Source organism: Streptomyces sp. PSU-S4-23 (assembly GCF_055632315.1).
Genome location: NZ_JBVMUU010000002.1, coordinates 7,858,046 through 7,872,928 on the forward strand (window position 1 = coordinate 7,858,046; position 14,883 = coordinate 7,872,928).

The 14,883-nt window shown below is 72.4% G+C and carries 14 protein-coding genes; 4 read left to right on the forward strand and 10 right to left on the reverse strand.

The genetic code is table 11. From position 1 onward, the window contains the following. Nucleotides 1-121 precede the first annotated feature (121 nt). From ACZ79I_RS35535 to ACZ79I_RS35545, 3 genes are all read right to left on the reverse strand, one after another. The gene (locus ACZ79I_RS35535) at nucleotides 122-790 is read right to left on the reverse strand and encodes a response regulator transcription factor (RefSeq protein WP_471503206.1); all 669 of its coding nucleotides are present in this window, start codon (nucleotides 788-790) and stop codon (nucleotides 122-124) included. Beyond that, the gene (locus ACZ79I_RS35540) at nucleotides 787-1,980 is read right to left on the reverse strand and encodes a sensor histidine kinase (RefSeq protein ID WP_471503208.1); all 1,194 of its coding nucleotides are present in this window, start codon (nucleotides 1,978-1,980) and stop codon (nucleotides 787-789) included. The genes ACZ79I_RS35535 and ACZ79I_RS35540 overlap by 4 nt, the downstream gene beginning before the upstream one ends. A gap of 207 nt (nucleotides 1,981-2,187) precedes the next feature. Continuing rightward, entirely contained in the window at nucleotides 2,188-3,030 is an 843-nt protein-coding gene (locus ACZ79I_RS35545; RefSeq protein ID WP_471505420.1) for a hypothetical protein, read from the reverse strand. Nucleotides 3,031-3,270: 240 nt separating this feature from the next. Here ACZ79I_RS35545 and ACZ79I_RS35550 point away from each other — a divergent pair, with 240 nt between their 5' ends. Further along, a complete protein-coding gene (locus tag ACZ79I_RS35550) occupies nucleotides 3,271-4,608 on the forward strand; it encodes a 6-phospho-beta-glucosidase (RefSeq protein ID WP_471503210.1) in 1,338 nt (445 codons plus the stop codon). A gap of 114 nt (nucleotides 4,609-4,722) precedes the next feature. On the opposite strand, the gene ACZ79I_RS35555 is transcribed toward ACZ79I_RS35550, so the two are convergent. Continuing rightward, nucleotides 4,723-6,408: a carbohydrate binding domain-containing protein gene (locus tag ACZ79I_RS35555; RefSeq protein WP_471503212.1), complete on the reverse strand. Its 1,686-nt coding sequence runs from the start codon at nucleotides 6,406-6,408 to the stop codon at nucleotides 4,723-4,725. Between the two features lie 179 nt (nucleotides 6,409-6,587). After that, nucleotides 6,588-7,712 (reverse strand): ATP-grasp domain-containing protein, encoded by a 1,125-nt coding sequence (locus ACZ79I_RS35560; RefSeq protein WP_471503214.1) that lies wholly within the window; start codon nucleotides 7,710-7,712, stop codon nucleotides 6,588-6,590. 329 nt (nucleotides 7,713-8,041) lie between these two features. On the opposite strand from ACZ79I_RS35560, the gene ACZ79I_RS35565 reads away from it, so the two are divergent. Both ACZ79I_RS35565 and ACZ79I_RS35570 read left to right on the forward strand, forming a co-directional pair. Further along, nucleotides 8,042-8,950, forward strand: a complete 909-nt coding sequence (locus ACZ79I_RS35565; RefSeq protein ID WP_471503216.1) for a metallophosphoesterase family protein — start codon at nucleotides 8,042-8,044, stop codon at nucleotides 8,948-8,950. Continuing rightward, on the forward strand, nucleotides 8,895-9,578 hold the full coding sequence (locus ACZ79I_RS35570) for a 4'-phosphopantetheinyl transferase family protein (protein ID WP_471503218.1): 684 nt from the start codon (nucleotides 8,895-8,897) through the stop codon (nucleotides 9,576-9,578). The genes ACZ79I_RS35565 and ACZ79I_RS35570 overlap by 56 nt, the downstream gene beginning before the upstream one ends. Nucleotides 9,579-9,582: 4 nt before the next feature. Here the strand turns inward: ACZ79I_RS35570 and ACZ79I_RS35575 are convergent, their stop codons facing one another. From ACZ79I_RS35575 to ACZ79I_RS35595, 5 genes are all read right to left on the reverse strand, one after another. Then, nucleotides 9,583-9,804 carry a hypothetical protein gene (locus ACZ79I_RS35575; RefSeq protein WP_381084884.1) on the reverse strand — a complete coding sequence of 74 codons (222 nt, stop codon included), beginning with the start codon at nucleotides 9,802-9,804 and terminating at the stop codon, nucleotides 9,583-9,585. A gap of 193 nt (nucleotides 9,805-9,997) precedes the next feature. Next, the gene (locus ACZ79I_RS35580; protein ID WP_471503220.1) at nucleotides 9,998-11,452 is read right to left on the reverse strand and encodes an NAD(P)/FAD-dependent oxidoreductase; all 1,455 of its coding nucleotides are present in this window, start codon (nucleotides 11,450-11,452) and stop codon (nucleotides 9,998-10,000) included. Continuing rightward, nucleotides 11,436-12,644, reverse strand: a complete 1,209-nt coding sequence (locus tag ACZ79I_RS35585) for an MAB_1171c family putative transporter (protein ID WP_471503222.1) — start codon at nucleotides 12,642-12,644, stop codon at nucleotides 11,436-11,438. The genes ACZ79I_RS35580 and ACZ79I_RS35585 overlap by 17 nt, the downstream gene beginning before the upstream one ends. A 16-nt stretch (nucleotides 12,645-12,660) precedes the next feature. Continuing rightward, nucleotides 12,661-13,191: a toxin-antitoxin system, toxin component gene (locus tag ACZ79I_RS35590; RefSeq protein ID WP_471505423.1), complete on the reverse strand. Its 531-nt coding sequence runs from the start codon at nucleotides 13,189-13,191 to the stop codon at nucleotides 12,661-12,663. A gap of 32 nt (nucleotides 13,192-13,223) precedes the next feature. Then, nucleotides 13,224-13,880 carry a helix-turn-helix domain-containing protein gene (locus ACZ79I_RS35595; RefSeq protein WP_381084893.1) on the reverse strand — a complete coding sequence of 219 codons (657 nt, stop codon included), beginning with the start codon at nucleotides 13,878-13,880 and terminating at the stop codon, nucleotides 13,224-13,226. A 222-nt stretch (nucleotides 13,881-14,102) separates the two neighbouring features. Between ACZ79I_RS35595 and ACZ79I_RS35600 the strand changes: the two genes are divergently transcribed. Then, on the forward strand, nucleotides 14,103-14,771 hold the full coding sequence (locus ACZ79I_RS35600) for an MmyB family transcriptional regulator (RefSeq protein WP_471503224.1): 669 nt from the start codon (nucleotides 14,103-14,105) through the stop codon (nucleotides 14,769-14,771). Nucleotides 14,772-14,883 lie beyond the last annotated feature (112 nt).

Here is a 14,883-nt window from a genome sequence, read left to right on the forward strand (position 1 = left end):
GGCGAGTCGTTGCGTGGACATCGCCCTCAGACTCGTGCGGGAAGGGGTGCCGGCGGATCGCCGGAGGGAGCGGTATCCACGACTCGCTCCCGTGAGGGAGACCGTGGGCCCGCCTCCCTCCTCAGGGGGAGCCCGGCGTCACCAGACCCGTCTCGTAGGCGCAGATCACCGCCTGCACCCGGTCCCTGAGACCGAGCTTGCCCAGCACGTTGCTGACATGGGTTTTGACGGTGTGTTCGCTCACGAACAGGGTCGTGGCGATCTCGGCGTTGGTCAGGCCGCGGGCGAGCAGCCGCAGGGTCTCGACCTCGCGAGCGGTCAGCACGTCCAGCCGCTCGGGGGTGACCTCCGCGGCCGCCTCCTCCCGGCGGCGCCGCACGACGTCCGCGACCAGCCGGCGCGTCACCGCCGGGGCGAGCAGCGAGTCGCCGGCGGCCACCACACGCACCGCGTGCACGAGGTCGTCACGGCGTACGTCCTTCAGCAGGAAGCCGCTGGCGCCCGCGTACAGGGCCTCGTACACATACTCGTCGAGGTCGAACGTGGTCAGCATGACCACCTTGCAGCCGGACTGCGCGCACACCTGCCGGGCCGCCTGCAGGCCGTCCATCACCGGCATGCGGATGTCCAGCAGCAGCACGTCGGGCGCGTGCCGCCGCACGGCGGCGACCGCCTCGGCGCCGTCCCCGGCCTCCGCGACCACCTCGATGTCCTGCTGCGCCTCCAGGATCATGCTGAAGCCGCTGCGGACCAGTTCCTGATCGTCGGCGACGATCACCCGGATGCTCACCCCGGAGCCGCCTCGTGGTGGACGGCGGCCGGGAGGCGCACGACGACCCGGAAGCCGCCGTCCGGCCCGGGTCCCGTCCGCGCGCTGCCCCCGCACGCGGCGGCCCGCTCCCGGATGCCGATCAGCCCGTGCCCGCCGCCCTGACCGGCCGGGCCCCTCCCGTCGTCGGTGACCATCAGTGTCAACTCGTTCTCCCCCCAGTCGAGTTCCACGGTCGCACAGGAGGCCCGGGCGTGCTTCACCGTGTTGGTGAGCGCCTCCTGGACGACACGATAGGCGGCGACCTCGGCGTCCGGTGGCAGGGAGCGCGGACGACCCGTCGCGGTCAACTCGACGTGCAGGCCGCCGGATTCGGTGACCTGCCGGACCAGCACGGGCAGTGAGGCCATGCCGGGCTGCGGGGCGGGCCGCGAAGCACCCCTGCCCTGGTCCTCCTTGAGGACGCCGAGGATCCGGCGCAACTGTGCCATCGCGTCCCGTCCGGCCGTCGCGATCGCGTCGAACGCGGCCTCGGCGCGGGCCGGATCACTGCGTACCACGACCGGGCCGGCCTCGGCCTGCACCACCATCAGGCTCACCGCGTGCGCGAGGATGTCGTGCATGTCCCGCGCGATGCGGGCCCGCTCCTGGGCGATGGCCCGCGCGGTGTCGGCCTCCCGCTCCCGCTCCAGCCGGCCGGCCCGGTCCTCCAGGGCGGCGGTGTAGTCGCGCTGCACCCGGGCGAGCGTGCCGAAGCCGTAGGCACACACCACCGTCAGCAGGTGGAAGGCGTACTCGAAGGGGCGGGCGTGCTCCTTGTGATGGGTGGTCACCGTCACCCCGATCAGCCAGCCGGCCAGCATCAGGCGCCGCTGCCAGGCGGGGCTCAGGGCGGCCACCGTGTAGAGGACGACCAGACCGCCGTAGACGACGTCCGGCGGCGGAGCGTGGTACATCGCCATCGCGGGGGTGGCCGTCGACACCGTGCACGCGGTCGCGAACGGCGCCCGCCGCCGCCATACCAGCGGCACCGCCGTGGCGGCCCCGAGGAGCCATCCCTGCCAGGTCAGACGGTCGTCGCCGTCGTCGGGGAACAGCCACTGCAGTGACACCGCGAAGAGGACCAGCGTGGTGAGCGCCGTGTCGACGGCATAGGGACTGGCCGAGCGGAGGCGGTCGGTGACCGGCGTGATCCAGCGGTGGGCGGACATCGGCGGCTCCTCGGGGCACGGGCCGTTCCAGTATCACGAGCGCCCCGCGGCGGGTCCTCACCGGTGAGAGGGATATGGAAGGGCGGGGCGTCGTCGGTGAGCCGGCGGGGTGCCGGCGGGGTGACCGCCGACGCGCGATCGAGACCGACGGCGGCGGGAAGCCCGCCGCCGTCCCGTGGAGGCTGCCGTGGTTCTCCGTCTGATCCGCTACTGCTGGCGGTAGGTGTAGACGGTGGTCGCGATCTGGCACACGCCCGGCTGGACCACCTCGGCGCGGAGCGTCCCGCGCGCCGCGTCGTAGTCGACGCCCTCCGTCTCGAACGTCCCGGTGCACACACTGCGCTGGGGCAGCGCGAACAGGCTCGTCACCCGCCCGGTGACCGGCCCGCCGTCCAACGCGTGCGGCAGGTCCACCTGGAGCAGCGGCCGGTCCTCCGGGAAGAGCGTGCGGGAGCCGTCGTCGGAGGCGCACAGCAGCCGGGTGTCGTTGACGAAGTCGCAGCCCTGGATGTCCCGCACGGTCTTGTCGAGCGTGATCTGCCCGGCCTGAGGCAGGGCGCCGCCCGTGCGCGGGGTGGACGGGTTCAGCAGGGGAGCGGGGAAGACCTGGAGGCGGTTCTGGTCCCCCCACTCGCCCCCCACCAGCCACTGCCCGTCCGGTGAGACGGCGGCGAAGGAGTTGTTGAGCTTCTCCCCGGGGTCGAGTGGGTGCTCGTACGTGTAGCGCTTGCCGGCCGGAGTGGTCACCGCGAACATCTTCGACGTCGCCGTGTCCGGGCCCTGGTAGGCGTCGAAGACGTGGCCTTGGGCGATGTCGGGGTCACCGACGTGGTTCCACCCCTTGAGGCGCAGCTCCAGCGGGATGGAGGCCAGCCCTCGGTACAGCAGCGAGCCGTCCGCGCGGCTGGCGAGCCCCTGCCCGCTGCTCAGCGAGTCGACGTATGCCGTGCCGGTCTCCTGCCAGGCCGGTTCGGCGGCCGCGGACGAGGCCGCCGCACCGAGGGTGCAGGCCGCCGACACGGCGGCGAGAGCGAAGAGTTGCCGTTTCATCATGCACCTGCCACGTCGATGAAGATGGAGTTGGAATGGAACCACGCATCGGCGCCCCGGGTCACCGTTTCCCCTTCCGTTCCGGGTCTGTTCCGGACCCGTTCAGCGGCAGCCGCCGACGCCCCGGCCGGACACGGGGCCGCGTGCCCTGCCGTGCATCACGTCCGTGTGCGCCGACGGGGCAGGATGGGGGCGGGCGCCGAGGGGCGCCGAGGCGGGCGTGGCGGGAAGGACGCGGACGTGAAACTGGCGATTCTGGGTGGCGGCGGGTTCCGGGTGCCGCTCGTGTACGGGGCGCTCCTCGGGGACCGCGCGGAGGGCCGGGTCACCCGCGTCGTGCTGCACGACCTGGACGCCGAGCGGCTGTCCGCGGTGACCCGCGTCCTGGCCGAACAGGCGGCGTCCGTCCCGGACGCGCCCGTGGTGAGTGCCACCACCGATCTCGACGAGGCCCTGCGCGGCGCCGACTTCGTGTTCTCCGCGATCCGCGTCGGGGGGCTGGAAGGGCGTGCGAACGACGAGCGGGTGGCGCTCGCCGAAGGCGTCCTCGGCCAGGAGACGGTCGGCGCGGGCGGTATCGCGTACGGCCTGCGGACCGTGCCCGTCGCCGTCGACATCGCCCGCCGCGTGGCGAGGCTGGCCCCCGACGCCTGGGTCATCAACTTCACCAACCCGGCCGGTCTCGTCACCGAGGCCATGTCCCGCCACCTGGGCGACCGCGTCATCGGCATCTGCGACTCACCGGTCGGCCTCGGCCGCCGCATCGCCCGCGCGCTCGGCGCGGACCCGCGGGAGGCGTGGATCGACTACGCCGGCCTCAACCACCTCGGCTGGGTGCGCGGGCTGCGTGTGGCGGGCCGTGACGAACTCCCGCGTCTGCTCGGCGATCCGGAGCTGCTGGGCTCCTTCGAGGAGGGCAGGCTCTTCGGACCCGAGTGGCTGCGGTCCCTGGGCGCGATCCCGAACGAGTACCTGCACTACTACTACTTCACCCGCGAGACGGTGCGCGCCTACCGCGAGGCCGGGAAGACCCGCGGCGCCTTCCTGCGCGACCAGCAGGCCCGGTTCTACGAGGAGGTGAAGCGCCCCGGGGCCTTCGCCCTGGAGACCTGGGAGCGCACCCGGGCCGAACGCGAGGCGACGTACATGGCCGAGAACCGCCGTACGGCGGGCGCCGGTGAGCGCGACGCCGACGACCTCTCCGGCGGCTACGAGAAGGTGGCCCTCGCCCTCATGCGCGCCATCGCCCGCGACGAGCGCACGACCCTCATCCTCAATGTGCGCAACCGCGGCAGCCTCCGGGTCCTGGACGCGGAGGCCGTCGTCGAAGTCCCGTGCCTGGTGGACGCCAACGGCGCGCACCCGGTGGCGGTCGATCCGCTCCCCGGCCACGCCGCCGGCCTGGTGTGCGCGGTGAAGGCGGTCGAGCGCGAGGTGCTCTCCGCGGCGGAGTCCGGCTCGCGGGCGACGGCGGTGAAGGCGTTCGCGCTGCATCCGCTCGTCGACTCCGTGCACGTGGCCCGTCGCCTCGTGGACGGTTACACCGCGGTGCACCCCGGCCTGGCATACCTCGGGTAGGCGCCCCCGTCCGGGGTGCTCCCCTGCCCTCCCGGCCGTGCTCCCCTGCCCTCCCGGCCGCGAGGTCGGGGCGCCCGGCCGCGTTCGGCCGGGCGCCCTGAGCTGTGCGCTCGCTCAGCCGGTGAACCCGGCGGTGATGGACGTGAACTGCCAGTTGCTCTGGTCGATGCCCGAGCAGTTGCTCACCACGCCGCCGCCCGCGCACGGCCGGTCGCGGTTGACCGACCAGAAGGCCAGCCGGGCGATGTGGTGGGAGTTCGCCCAGTCGCGGATCTGGGTCCAGGTCGCCGGGGTCGTGGTCTCCTGCTGGTCGCTGAGGCCGTTCATCCCGGAGATGCCGATGTGCGAGTAGGCCGTCGCGTCGTCCCAGCCGAACGTGGACTTCAGCTTGGTCTTCAGGCCCTCGGCGGCGTTGACCGTGTTGCCGTACATGTCGGAGCCGCCCCCGAAGTCGAACGGCATGATGGTGAAGACGTCGATGCCGGCGTTCAGGGACTGGGCCTGCTCGATCAGCCGGTTGCCGTAGTAGGTCGGGCCGGTCGTCGAGGTGCCGAAGGTGACGATGGTCTTCAGACCCGGGTTGTTCGCCTTGACGGTCTTCAGCGCGGTCAGGATCTTGGCCTGCACGGCCTCGTTCTCGAATTCGTCCGAGTTCTCGATGTCCATGTCGATCGCCTTGAGGCCGTAGGCGTCGATCACCTTCTGCAGGGCTCCGGCGAGCGCGCTCGCGGAGGAGCAGTTGGCGCCGAGCTTGCTGCCCTGCCAGCCGCCGAACGACGGGACGACGTCACCGCCCGCGGAGCGGATCTGGTTGATGACGGACTGGTCGGTGCCGCCGGTGAGCGGACGGCTGCCGTCCCAGGCGGGGTTGCAGCCACCGGAGTCCAGCATGAACGCCATCGTGTACCACTTGATGCCGGTGGCGCTCATCACGGAGGTCGCGCTCGGCGGGTCGCCCCAGCCGAGGTAGAGGTAGGGCGCGGCCTGCTTGAAGCCGGTGCCCCCGCCGGTGCCCGCGTCCGTCGTGACGCTCACCGCGTTGGAGGCCGCCGAGACGTTCCCGGCCGCGTCGCGCGCCTTCACCGTGAAGGTGTACGAGGTGCTGGGGGACAGGCCGCCGACCGTGGCGCTGGTCGACGACACGCTGAGCACCTGGTTGGAGCCGCTGTAGACGTCGTACGCCGTCACCCCGACGTTGTCCGTGGAGGCCGACCACGACAGCGACACGCTCGAGGAGGTCTTGCCGGTGGAGGTCAGGGCGGCCGGCGTGGTCGGCGCCTGGGTGTCCGAGCCGCCGCCGCCACCGGGTCCGTCCAGGCTGATGTCGTCGGCGTAGTACGTGCCCTGCGCGTACCAGCCGTGGACGTAGATCGTGGCGCTGGTCTGGGAGGCGCCGGTGGTGAAGGGGACGGAGAGCCTGCTGTACGCCGACGGGGAGGTCGTCCAGGTCGAGGCGCCGCCGTCCACACCGAGGTAGACGTACGAGCCGCGGACCCAGCCGCTGAGGGTGTACGCGGTGTTCGGCTGGACCGGGACGGTCTGGCTGCACTGCGCGTCGTCGCTCGAAGTCACCGCGCCCGCAAGCGCCTTGGAGCCGCTCTGCACCGGGCTGGAGACGACCGAGCCCAGATTGCCGGTGCAGGACCAGGGCGACAGGCTGCCCGACTCGAAGCCGGGGTTGGACAGGATGTTGGCCGCGTGGGCGGTGCCGGGAAGGGCCACGGCCCCGGACAGGGCCAGGGCGGCGGAGCCGACCAGGGCGAAGAGGGCACGTCTGGAACGTCTGAGAAGTGTGCGCACGCGATCTCCCTGAAGGGAATGGGGGGTTCGGGAGTGAGGGGAGTACAGAAGGGTGCGCAACCAAGTTGGTATGGACCAATCGCGCTGTCAAGGCTTCCGTACGGATTGGTCCATACCGGTGGGCGGGCGCGATCCCTGACGGGACGCGCCCGAGGGGGCGTCGAGAACGGGAGGGCGGACTACAGAGGCAGGGCCTGCACTGTGGTGACCTCCACCGGGGCGACCGGGACCGCGGGCATCACCGGAGCCTGCGCCGGCTCCACACGCGGCTGCGGCAGCGACACGGGCCGCACCGGGCGCGGCCCCGACACCACCGTGTAGTCCGTGCCCAGGAAGGGCGGCACGATCTCGCCCGGGTCCTCGCCGAGCGCCAACTGCACCGCCGCCCACGGGGCGTTGATGCCGCACAGCGACAGCTGGTGCAGTCCGCCCGCCGGGCGCGTGTTGACGTCCAGGAGCACCGGCTCGTCGCCGTACATCCGGAACTGGATGTTGGAGAGGTGGTGCAGCCCGAAACCCTCCGCCAGCCGCCGGGCCGGCTCCAGCCACCGCTCGTGCAGCGTGAAACCGCGGCGCCGGCCGCTCTTGGTGCGTCCCACCGCCATACGGATCCGGTTGTCCGGCCCGGTCAGGCAGTCGACCGACACCTCGGGCTGTTCCAGGCGCGGCATCACCAGCCAGTCGACGGGCTCGGCGGCCTCGCGCACGGCCCGGACGACCAGGTCCAGCGGAACGTACGGACCCGGGAACCCGTTGAGGTGCACCAGAGAGAAGGGGGTGCGCGTGACGACGCGGAAGCCCACCCCGCCCGCGCCCGCCGCCGGTTTGAAGCAGGCCCTGTGCCCGCCGGCCTCCAACTCCTCGACGGCCGCGATGAGTTCGTCCTCATTGGTGACCCGCCACCACGGCGGCACCGGGATCCCCGCCGACTGCACCGCCTGGTACGCCGTCGCCTTGTCCTGGAAGACCGACACCGCCTCAGCGGACGGCGCCAGCAGCGCCGTACCGGCCGCCTCGAACTCGGCGCGGTGCGCGACGATCGCCTCCTGCTGCAGGCGGGGCACGAACACATCGATGCCGCGGCGCTTGCACTGGTCGAGTGCGTATTCGACGTACGCGGCCGGGGACAGGCCCTCCGGCTCCAGGTCGGCGCTGTCGGCGGCGGCCAGGACCGGGGAGTCGGCGTCGCCGTGCGTGGCATGGATCTCCACGGCCCGGTCACTGGGATTTCTCCGCAGCTGATCCATGAAGAACACGTTCTCCGCGTACGTGCGGTTGAGCCAGACGCGTACGCGAGAGACCATGCAGGCCGCCTTTCACGGTATGCGGGCACGGCAGAGCAGGCCGAGCCCGGCCAGGGGAGAGGGAGGTGCACCGAACCGCATACGCGGGCGAACGCCCGTGGCGGATGTGCTGGGGCGATCATAGGCCCTCCCGGACGCTTCCACTGCTACGCGCGTGTTACGGATTCGGCCGGGTCCGCGGTGGCACGGCGAGGGCCGCCCTGCGGGGCGTGTGCACCGCGGTACCGGGCGTTTCCGCGGCCGCTCCGGCCCAGGACGCGGGTCGGCCTTGTCCGTCCGCGGTCCGATGTGCTCTTGTGTTCTCCATTCGGTTCGTGAAAGGGGCGAGAGTGGAGTCGACGGAAGGCCGTGGACAGGTGCTCGCCGTCAGCGACCTGCACGTCGGGTACGCCGAGAACCGGGCCCTCGTCGAACGGATGCGCCCCACCTCGGACGCGGACTGGCTCCTGGTGGCGGGTGACGTGGCCGAGACCGTCGCCGACATCCGCTGGGCCCTGGGCCTGCTCGCCGGCCGCTTCCGCAAGGTGATCTGGGCGCCCGGCAACCACGAGCTGTGGACCCACCGGAAGGACACCGTCACCCTGCGCGGGGTGGAACGGTACGAGCACCTGGTCGCCGTCTGCCGCAGCCTCGGCGTGACGACGCCCGAGGACCCCTACCCGGTCTGGGAGGGCCCGGGCGGTCCCGTGGCGGTCGCGCCGCTCTTCCTGCTCTACGACTACTCGTTCCTGCCCCGGGGCTGCACGACCAAGGAGCAGGGGCTGGAGTACGCGCACGGCACCGGGATCGTGTGCACCGACGAGTACCTGCTGCACCCCGACCCCTACCCCAGCCGCGAGGCGTGGTGCCGGGCCCGCGTCGCCGAGACCGAGCGCAGACTTGGGGAGATCCCCGGCGAACTGCCCACGGTGCTGGTGAACCACTATCCGCTGGACCGCCACCCCACCGACATCCTGCGCTACCCCGAGTTCGCCATGTGGTGCGGCACCCGGCTGACCTCGGACTGGCACCACCGCTTCCGGGTCGCGTGCATGGTCTACGGCCATCTGCACATCCCGCGGACCACCCACCACGAGGGCGTCCGCTTCGAAGAGGTGTCGGTGGGCTACCCCCGCGAATGGCGCCCGCGCCCGGAGCCGCCCGGAAGGCTCCGCCGCATTCTTCCGATGGAGGTCCAAGCAGGTGATCGAGGAGCTGCTCCCGGGGTCGGTCGCGGTCGTGGAGGCGCACGGCCGTGACGCGCTCGGCACCGGCGTCCCCCTCTACCCCGAGGAGGAGGCGGTCATAGCGAGGGCCGTCGAGAAGCGGCGCCGGGAGTTCACCGCCGTGCGGGCCTGCGCGCGGCAGGCCATGGAGAAGCTCGGGGTGCCGCCGCAGCCCGTCCTGCCCGGTGAGCGTGGCGCGCCGCGCTGGCCGGAGGGGCTGGTCGGCAGCATGACGCACTGCGAGGGCTACTGCGCCGCCGCGCTGGTCCGCGCCGGCGACCTGGCCTCGCTCGGCATCGACGCGGAACCGCACGACCGGCTGCCGGACGGCGTCCTGGACACGGTGGCCCTGCCCACCGAACAGACCCGGCTGCGCGACCTGGCCCGCAGCCACCCGGACGTCCACTGGGACCGGCTGCTGTTCAGCGCCAAGGAGTCCGTCTACAAGGCGTGGTTCCCCCTGACCGGGAAGTGGCTCGACTTCCTGGAGGCGGACATAGAGATCGCCCCGGGCACCGGCACGGACCTCTCCGGCGGCTTCCGGGCGCGGCTCCTGGTCCCCGGCCCGCTCGTCGACGGCCTCCGCGTCGAGGTGTTCGACGGCCGCTGGACCGTGCGGAAGGGCCTGGCCGCGACGGCCGTCGTCGTCCCCCGTCCCTGAGCCGTCAGGGACACCAGCCGCCGAGCAGACGGAAGAACTCCTCCTCGGTGCCCGCGAGCCCCGCCTCCGCCAGGGCCCGGTCCGCCTCCGCCAGGGCTGCGGTGGGGACCACGGGCGGCCGGTGCGGGTCCGACGGGCCGTCGAACGCGGCCCGCACGGTGTACAGAAGGCGCAGATACGCCTGCACGGCGACACGTTGACGGTCGGTCAGTACGGCGGTGGACATCGTCGGCTCTCCCCGGGTCGGCCGTGCGACAGGGTGTCGCGCGGCGGTACGTGCGCTGTACGCCCCCTGGACGCGGACGCTCTCCGCGCACGGGTGACGCACCCCCAGCTTGCCGTCCACCACTGACAATCGGGTTGCCGCACCGACCGCTTCGCCCGCTCGGCGCAGAGGTGGGCGCGGCACGCGGCCGTCCTCAGCCGCCCGTTCCCCGCGCCCCCGCGTCCTCCAGGCCCTCCGCTGTGCCCGTGACGGCCTCCCGCTCGGCCCCGGTCAGAGGAGGGGCCGTCAGGAGGGGACGGCGTGGGCCGCGCAGCACCGCGATCACCACGGCGGGTCTCAGCAGTTCGCTCACCGGCTTCGAGAGGGTGACCACGTCGAAGAACGCCCGGGCCACCAGGGGGCGCCCGGTCGCCGCCAGCATCAGCCGGTTGACGTACGCGCCGAGGAGCCTGTTCGCGAGGCCCGGCGGCTTGCCGATCGCATCCGGGTAGTGGATGTCCGTGCTCACGGCGAACTCCCAGGCGGTGGCCACCGGACGGGCCACCGCCCGCTGTGCCCGCCGTGCCAGCCCGGGCGCCCGCAGCCCCTCCTTCGCCACCAGGGCGCCCAGCGCCAGGGCGCCCAGCGCGGCCACGGACAGCCCGTGCCCGTAGACCGGGTTGTAGGTGGCCACCGAATCGCCGACCGCCACGAACCCCTCGGGCCAGCCCCTGACCCTCTCGTAGAACCGCCGGCGGTTGACAGTGCTGCGCGTGACGACCGGATCCGACAGCGGCTCCGCGTGCGCGATCAGTTCCCCCACGACCGGATGGCGCACGCTCTCGCGAGCGAACGTCTCGAACCCCTCCGCGGAGGCGGGTGGTTCACCGCCGCGCGTGCCAGAGAGCGTCACCAGCCACCGCCCGCCCTCGATCGGCTCGATGGTCGTCGTCCGCCCCGGGACCGGCACCGTCGCGTCCGACTGCACGTTGACCAGCGGGAACTCCTCCGTGCCTGACGGTGCCCGGAAGATCCGGCTGGAGTAGGTGAGCCCGGAGTCGACCTCCTCGAGCGGTGCCTCCGGCACGCCCAGGGCCTCCAGCCAGACCGAGGCCCTCGAACCACGCCCCGCCGCGTCGACGACCAGGTCGGCCGGCAGAACCCGCTCCCCGCCGTCGGCGGTCCGCATGCGCACGCCCGTCACCCGCGACGCGTCGCCTTCCAGGGACAGCAGTTCGGTGCGCTGGAGCACGGTGACGCGCTCGCTCTTGACGACGCGTTCACGCACCACCCAGTCGAGCAGATCACGGCTGCAGGCGATCATGAACTGCATCTCCGGCCAGCGCCGGAACCAGCCCCGCGGCTGCATGGACACGAGCCCCGTCGGCAGGGGGATCCGCCGGGCGCCCGCGGCCAGCCACGCGTCGGTCACCCCCGGCAGCAGCTCCTCCATGGCGCGGGCGCCCCCGGACCAGATCACATGCACGTGCCGGGCCTGTGGAAGGCCCTTGCGCGGCTCGGGGCCGTCGGGGAGCACGTCCCGCTCGACGACGGTGACGTCGGCGTACGCGCTCAGCGCCGCGGCGGCCAGCATGCCGGCCATGCCGCCGCCGATGACGACGGCCCGACGGGGTGCCGCACCCGAGGGGGTGCTAGCGGGTTCTGTCATGGAAGTCGCTTCCTGGCCTGGTCCCGGCCGGCTCCCGGGCGGCCGCGACGACGGGTGAGTGACGCAGGGCGATCGACATCCGCACGAGGTCCCGGGGACCCTCCGGGGGTGTGGCCGCGGCGGTCTCCGCCCCCGCGGCACTGATCACCCTGCCCTCCGGATCGGCGGCTCTCGCCCGCACCGCCACCGCCACCATCGCCGCGTCGGCCTCGGCCTGCGCCTGGGCGGGGTCGGAGCCCGCCGCGAGCGCGGCGGCGTAGGCGCGGGAGCGCACCTCGGAGTCGAAGTAGGGGTACAGGCCGAGCATCCCGTCGTGGATGTCGGACTCCCGCTGCGTCACCTGCAGTTCGGCCGGCGACCACCAGGAGATCCGCACGCCCCGGTCCGCGTGGGCGGACACCGGCCGCAGCTCCCGCCACAGCGGCCCCAGCCGACGGTACGTCGACCAGGTGTTCCAACTGTCCCCGACGCGCTGGCAGGCCAGCGGGAGAAAGAAGCCCACCGCGCTGATCTGCGCCCCGGCGGAGGCCAGTACGGGGGCCGTGTCGCTGCTCAGATAGTCCAGGTCGTGGCCGTTCCAGCGGGCGATGACCGCGGTGAACTTAGTCGTCAGATAGGCCAGGTTGAACAGATACCCGGTCACGATGATCAGCAGCCCGGCGCGCAGCCAGCCGCGCACCTGGAGGGCCCAGCGCCCGCACATGAAGTCCATCGCGACGCCCGCCACGGTGAGTGCCGCCAGATAGAGCACGATCATCTCGCGCATGTACGGCGTGCGGGCGTAGTACGTGTCGAAGTCGATCAGTCGCTCCACCGGCGCGCTGCCGAGCGTGAACAGGGTGATCAGGGCGACGATCACGATCCCGTACCCGGCGATGATCCGCCGGGTGGTGCGGCGGGTCTCGTCGGGAGGGCCGCCACGCCAGTTGACGACGAGCACCAGACAGGACGCGCTGAACGCGCTCAGCAGGCAGTACACCAGTGGTGCCGACACGTTGGTGATGCCCGTGAGGGCGTTGACCCTGCCGATGGTCGGCGGCGCGGCGAAGAAGAACACCAGGCCGGCCAGCGCGAGCAGAGCGCACACCGCCCGCAGCAGCGGGTCCCGCCACGAACGGCTCAGCGCGGGCGCCTTCACGGCCAGCGCCACGCCCATCGCGGCGGCCGGGATGTAGTAGCTGGAACCGTCCATGCGCAGGCGTTCGTCCTCAGCCCTGCGGCCCGCGGTAGCCCAGCGACGCCTCGATCCGGCCGGCCAGATCGTCCCGCTTGACGGGCCCGCGCAGCGACGAACCGGCCAGCCAGGTACGGCACTTGCTGGCCAGCAGCAGACCGAAGCTCTCGGCCTCCTTCTCGTCGGTGAGGTCGAAGTGAGTACGGGCGGCGACCCGGTGCACCGTCGCCTGCAGATCGGCGGTGTCGCTGAGCAGCCGCGCCGCGACCGCCGCGCCCTCCACATGGTGGCCGCGGTGCCCGGCGTTCATGTGCCACAGTTCGTGGCCGAGGATCACCAACTGGTGGTCGGGGGCGGTGCGTTCCTCGACGACGACGAGGTCCTGGTCGGCCATGTCGAGCCAGAGGCCGCTCGCCGTGCCGGGCGGGAAGGGGGCCGTTCGGAACCGGACGGGACGGCCTCGGCGCCTGCTCATGCCGTCGCACAGCGCGGCATAGAGGTCGGCCGGCTCCGCCGGCGCCGACAGCGAGAGCTCCGCGACCAGCTCGCCGCACAGGCGGCGCATGTCCCTTCCGATGCCCACGGTCCTCCCCCGGATCACGACTCGGGCCGCTTGACGCTCTCCAGGAGCATGTCCAGCCATTCCGCGACCTTGTCGCGGTGCTGGTCGGTGGGCAGCTGGGCTGCCCGCCAGGCGATACCGCGGACGCCGTGGTCCTGCAGCAGCCGCTCCAGCGGGTCGTCGGCGGTGGCCGCCGCCTCGCGCTCGCGGTCGGCGAGCCGCTGGAGGAGCTCCTGCTCGGAGCGCTGAAGGGCGTTCGCGAGCGCCTCCGGGTCCTCGGCCGTGAGGAACCCGGCGTGCACTCTGAAGAAGCGCTGGATGGCGTCGCAGTGCTCCATGGTGGGGCGCCGGTCACCATTGATGAGGGCACCCGCCTGCTGGCGCGACATGCCCGCGCCGTCGGCCATCTCCTGCTGGGTGTACTTGCGTCCGTTCGGCTTGAGCCGGGTGCGGCGCAGCAGATCGAGCCGCTGCAGGAAACGCGCCTGCAGATCCGGCTCCCCGGCGGGCACCCCGCTCAGCAGGGCCTTCACCACCGGCTCCGGGACGCCGGACTCGACCGAGAGGCGTGCGACGTCGAAGACCTCCGCGTGCGGTACGCCCAGCCGGTCGGCGAGGGCGGTGACACGGGCCACGACGGCCGGCAGCAGACCCGTCGCCGTGGCGCCCGGAACCTCGAAGCCATCCGTCACCGACAGATCTCCCACATCTCGCTCAGATCGTTTCTCAGGGCCGTCCGGAACCATCCGGAGAGTATCCGTTCTCTCGAACTCGCATCCAGGTCTCGCCACAACTGTGGCGAGATTCAGCCGTCAACCGGCGCCAAATGCCACGATAGTTGACATGCCTCGACCCGGGGCAGCAGGATCAAGGCGCCGCGTGAAGGCCGCAAGGGCAAGAGGGGTGACCTCCCGATGGCGTTTCAGGCAGGAGGGCAGCGGTCGCAGCCGCGGCCCGTCCCCGACAGTCCGGAAGCACGGGCGTATCTACAGGACTACGCCATGCTCCTCGAAGCCGTGCCCTTCCCGTCCGTCGTCTTCGACCACCGCTGGGACGTCGTCCTCGCCAATGCCGCGTTCGAGACGCTCTTCCGCGGGGTCGCACCGCATCCGACGGCCATGCCGGGCGACAACTTCCTGCGGTTCGTGCTGTTCCACCCGGACGCCGGCACGATCCTCGGCGAGCACGAGTCCAGCTGGTGCCTGCCGATGCTGGCGCACTTCGCCGCGGCGCTGGAGCGGCACGGCCACGACCACGGGCTGCAGTCCATCCGCCGCGACATCGCCCAGGACCCGATCATGGAGGCCGCCTACCGGCAGGGGCTGCCCCACTGGATCCGCGCGGTCGGCCCGCACGCCGTGGAGCACGACGGCGCGGTGCGTCCGCTGCTGCACCCCGACCCGCGCTGGGACACCGACTGCCGGGTGGTGGGGGAGACCCCCAAGACCCTTCAGGACATGGGCTACTCGCGGCTGACACTGGTGCTGCGCCAGGCGCGCCGTCCGGCGCATACGGCAGCGGGGGCGCGTCGCGGCCGGCGCAGCGCCGGCCACCTCAGCGTGGTTCCCGTACCGCACAACTGAGCCGCTCCCGGAGCCCCGGCTCCGTCGGCGTTCAGGTCGCCGACGGCGCCGGGGCTCACCCTCGTCCACAAGCTCCCGGCGGCTCCTGGAGGCGCGGCGTCGCGTGGGTGCG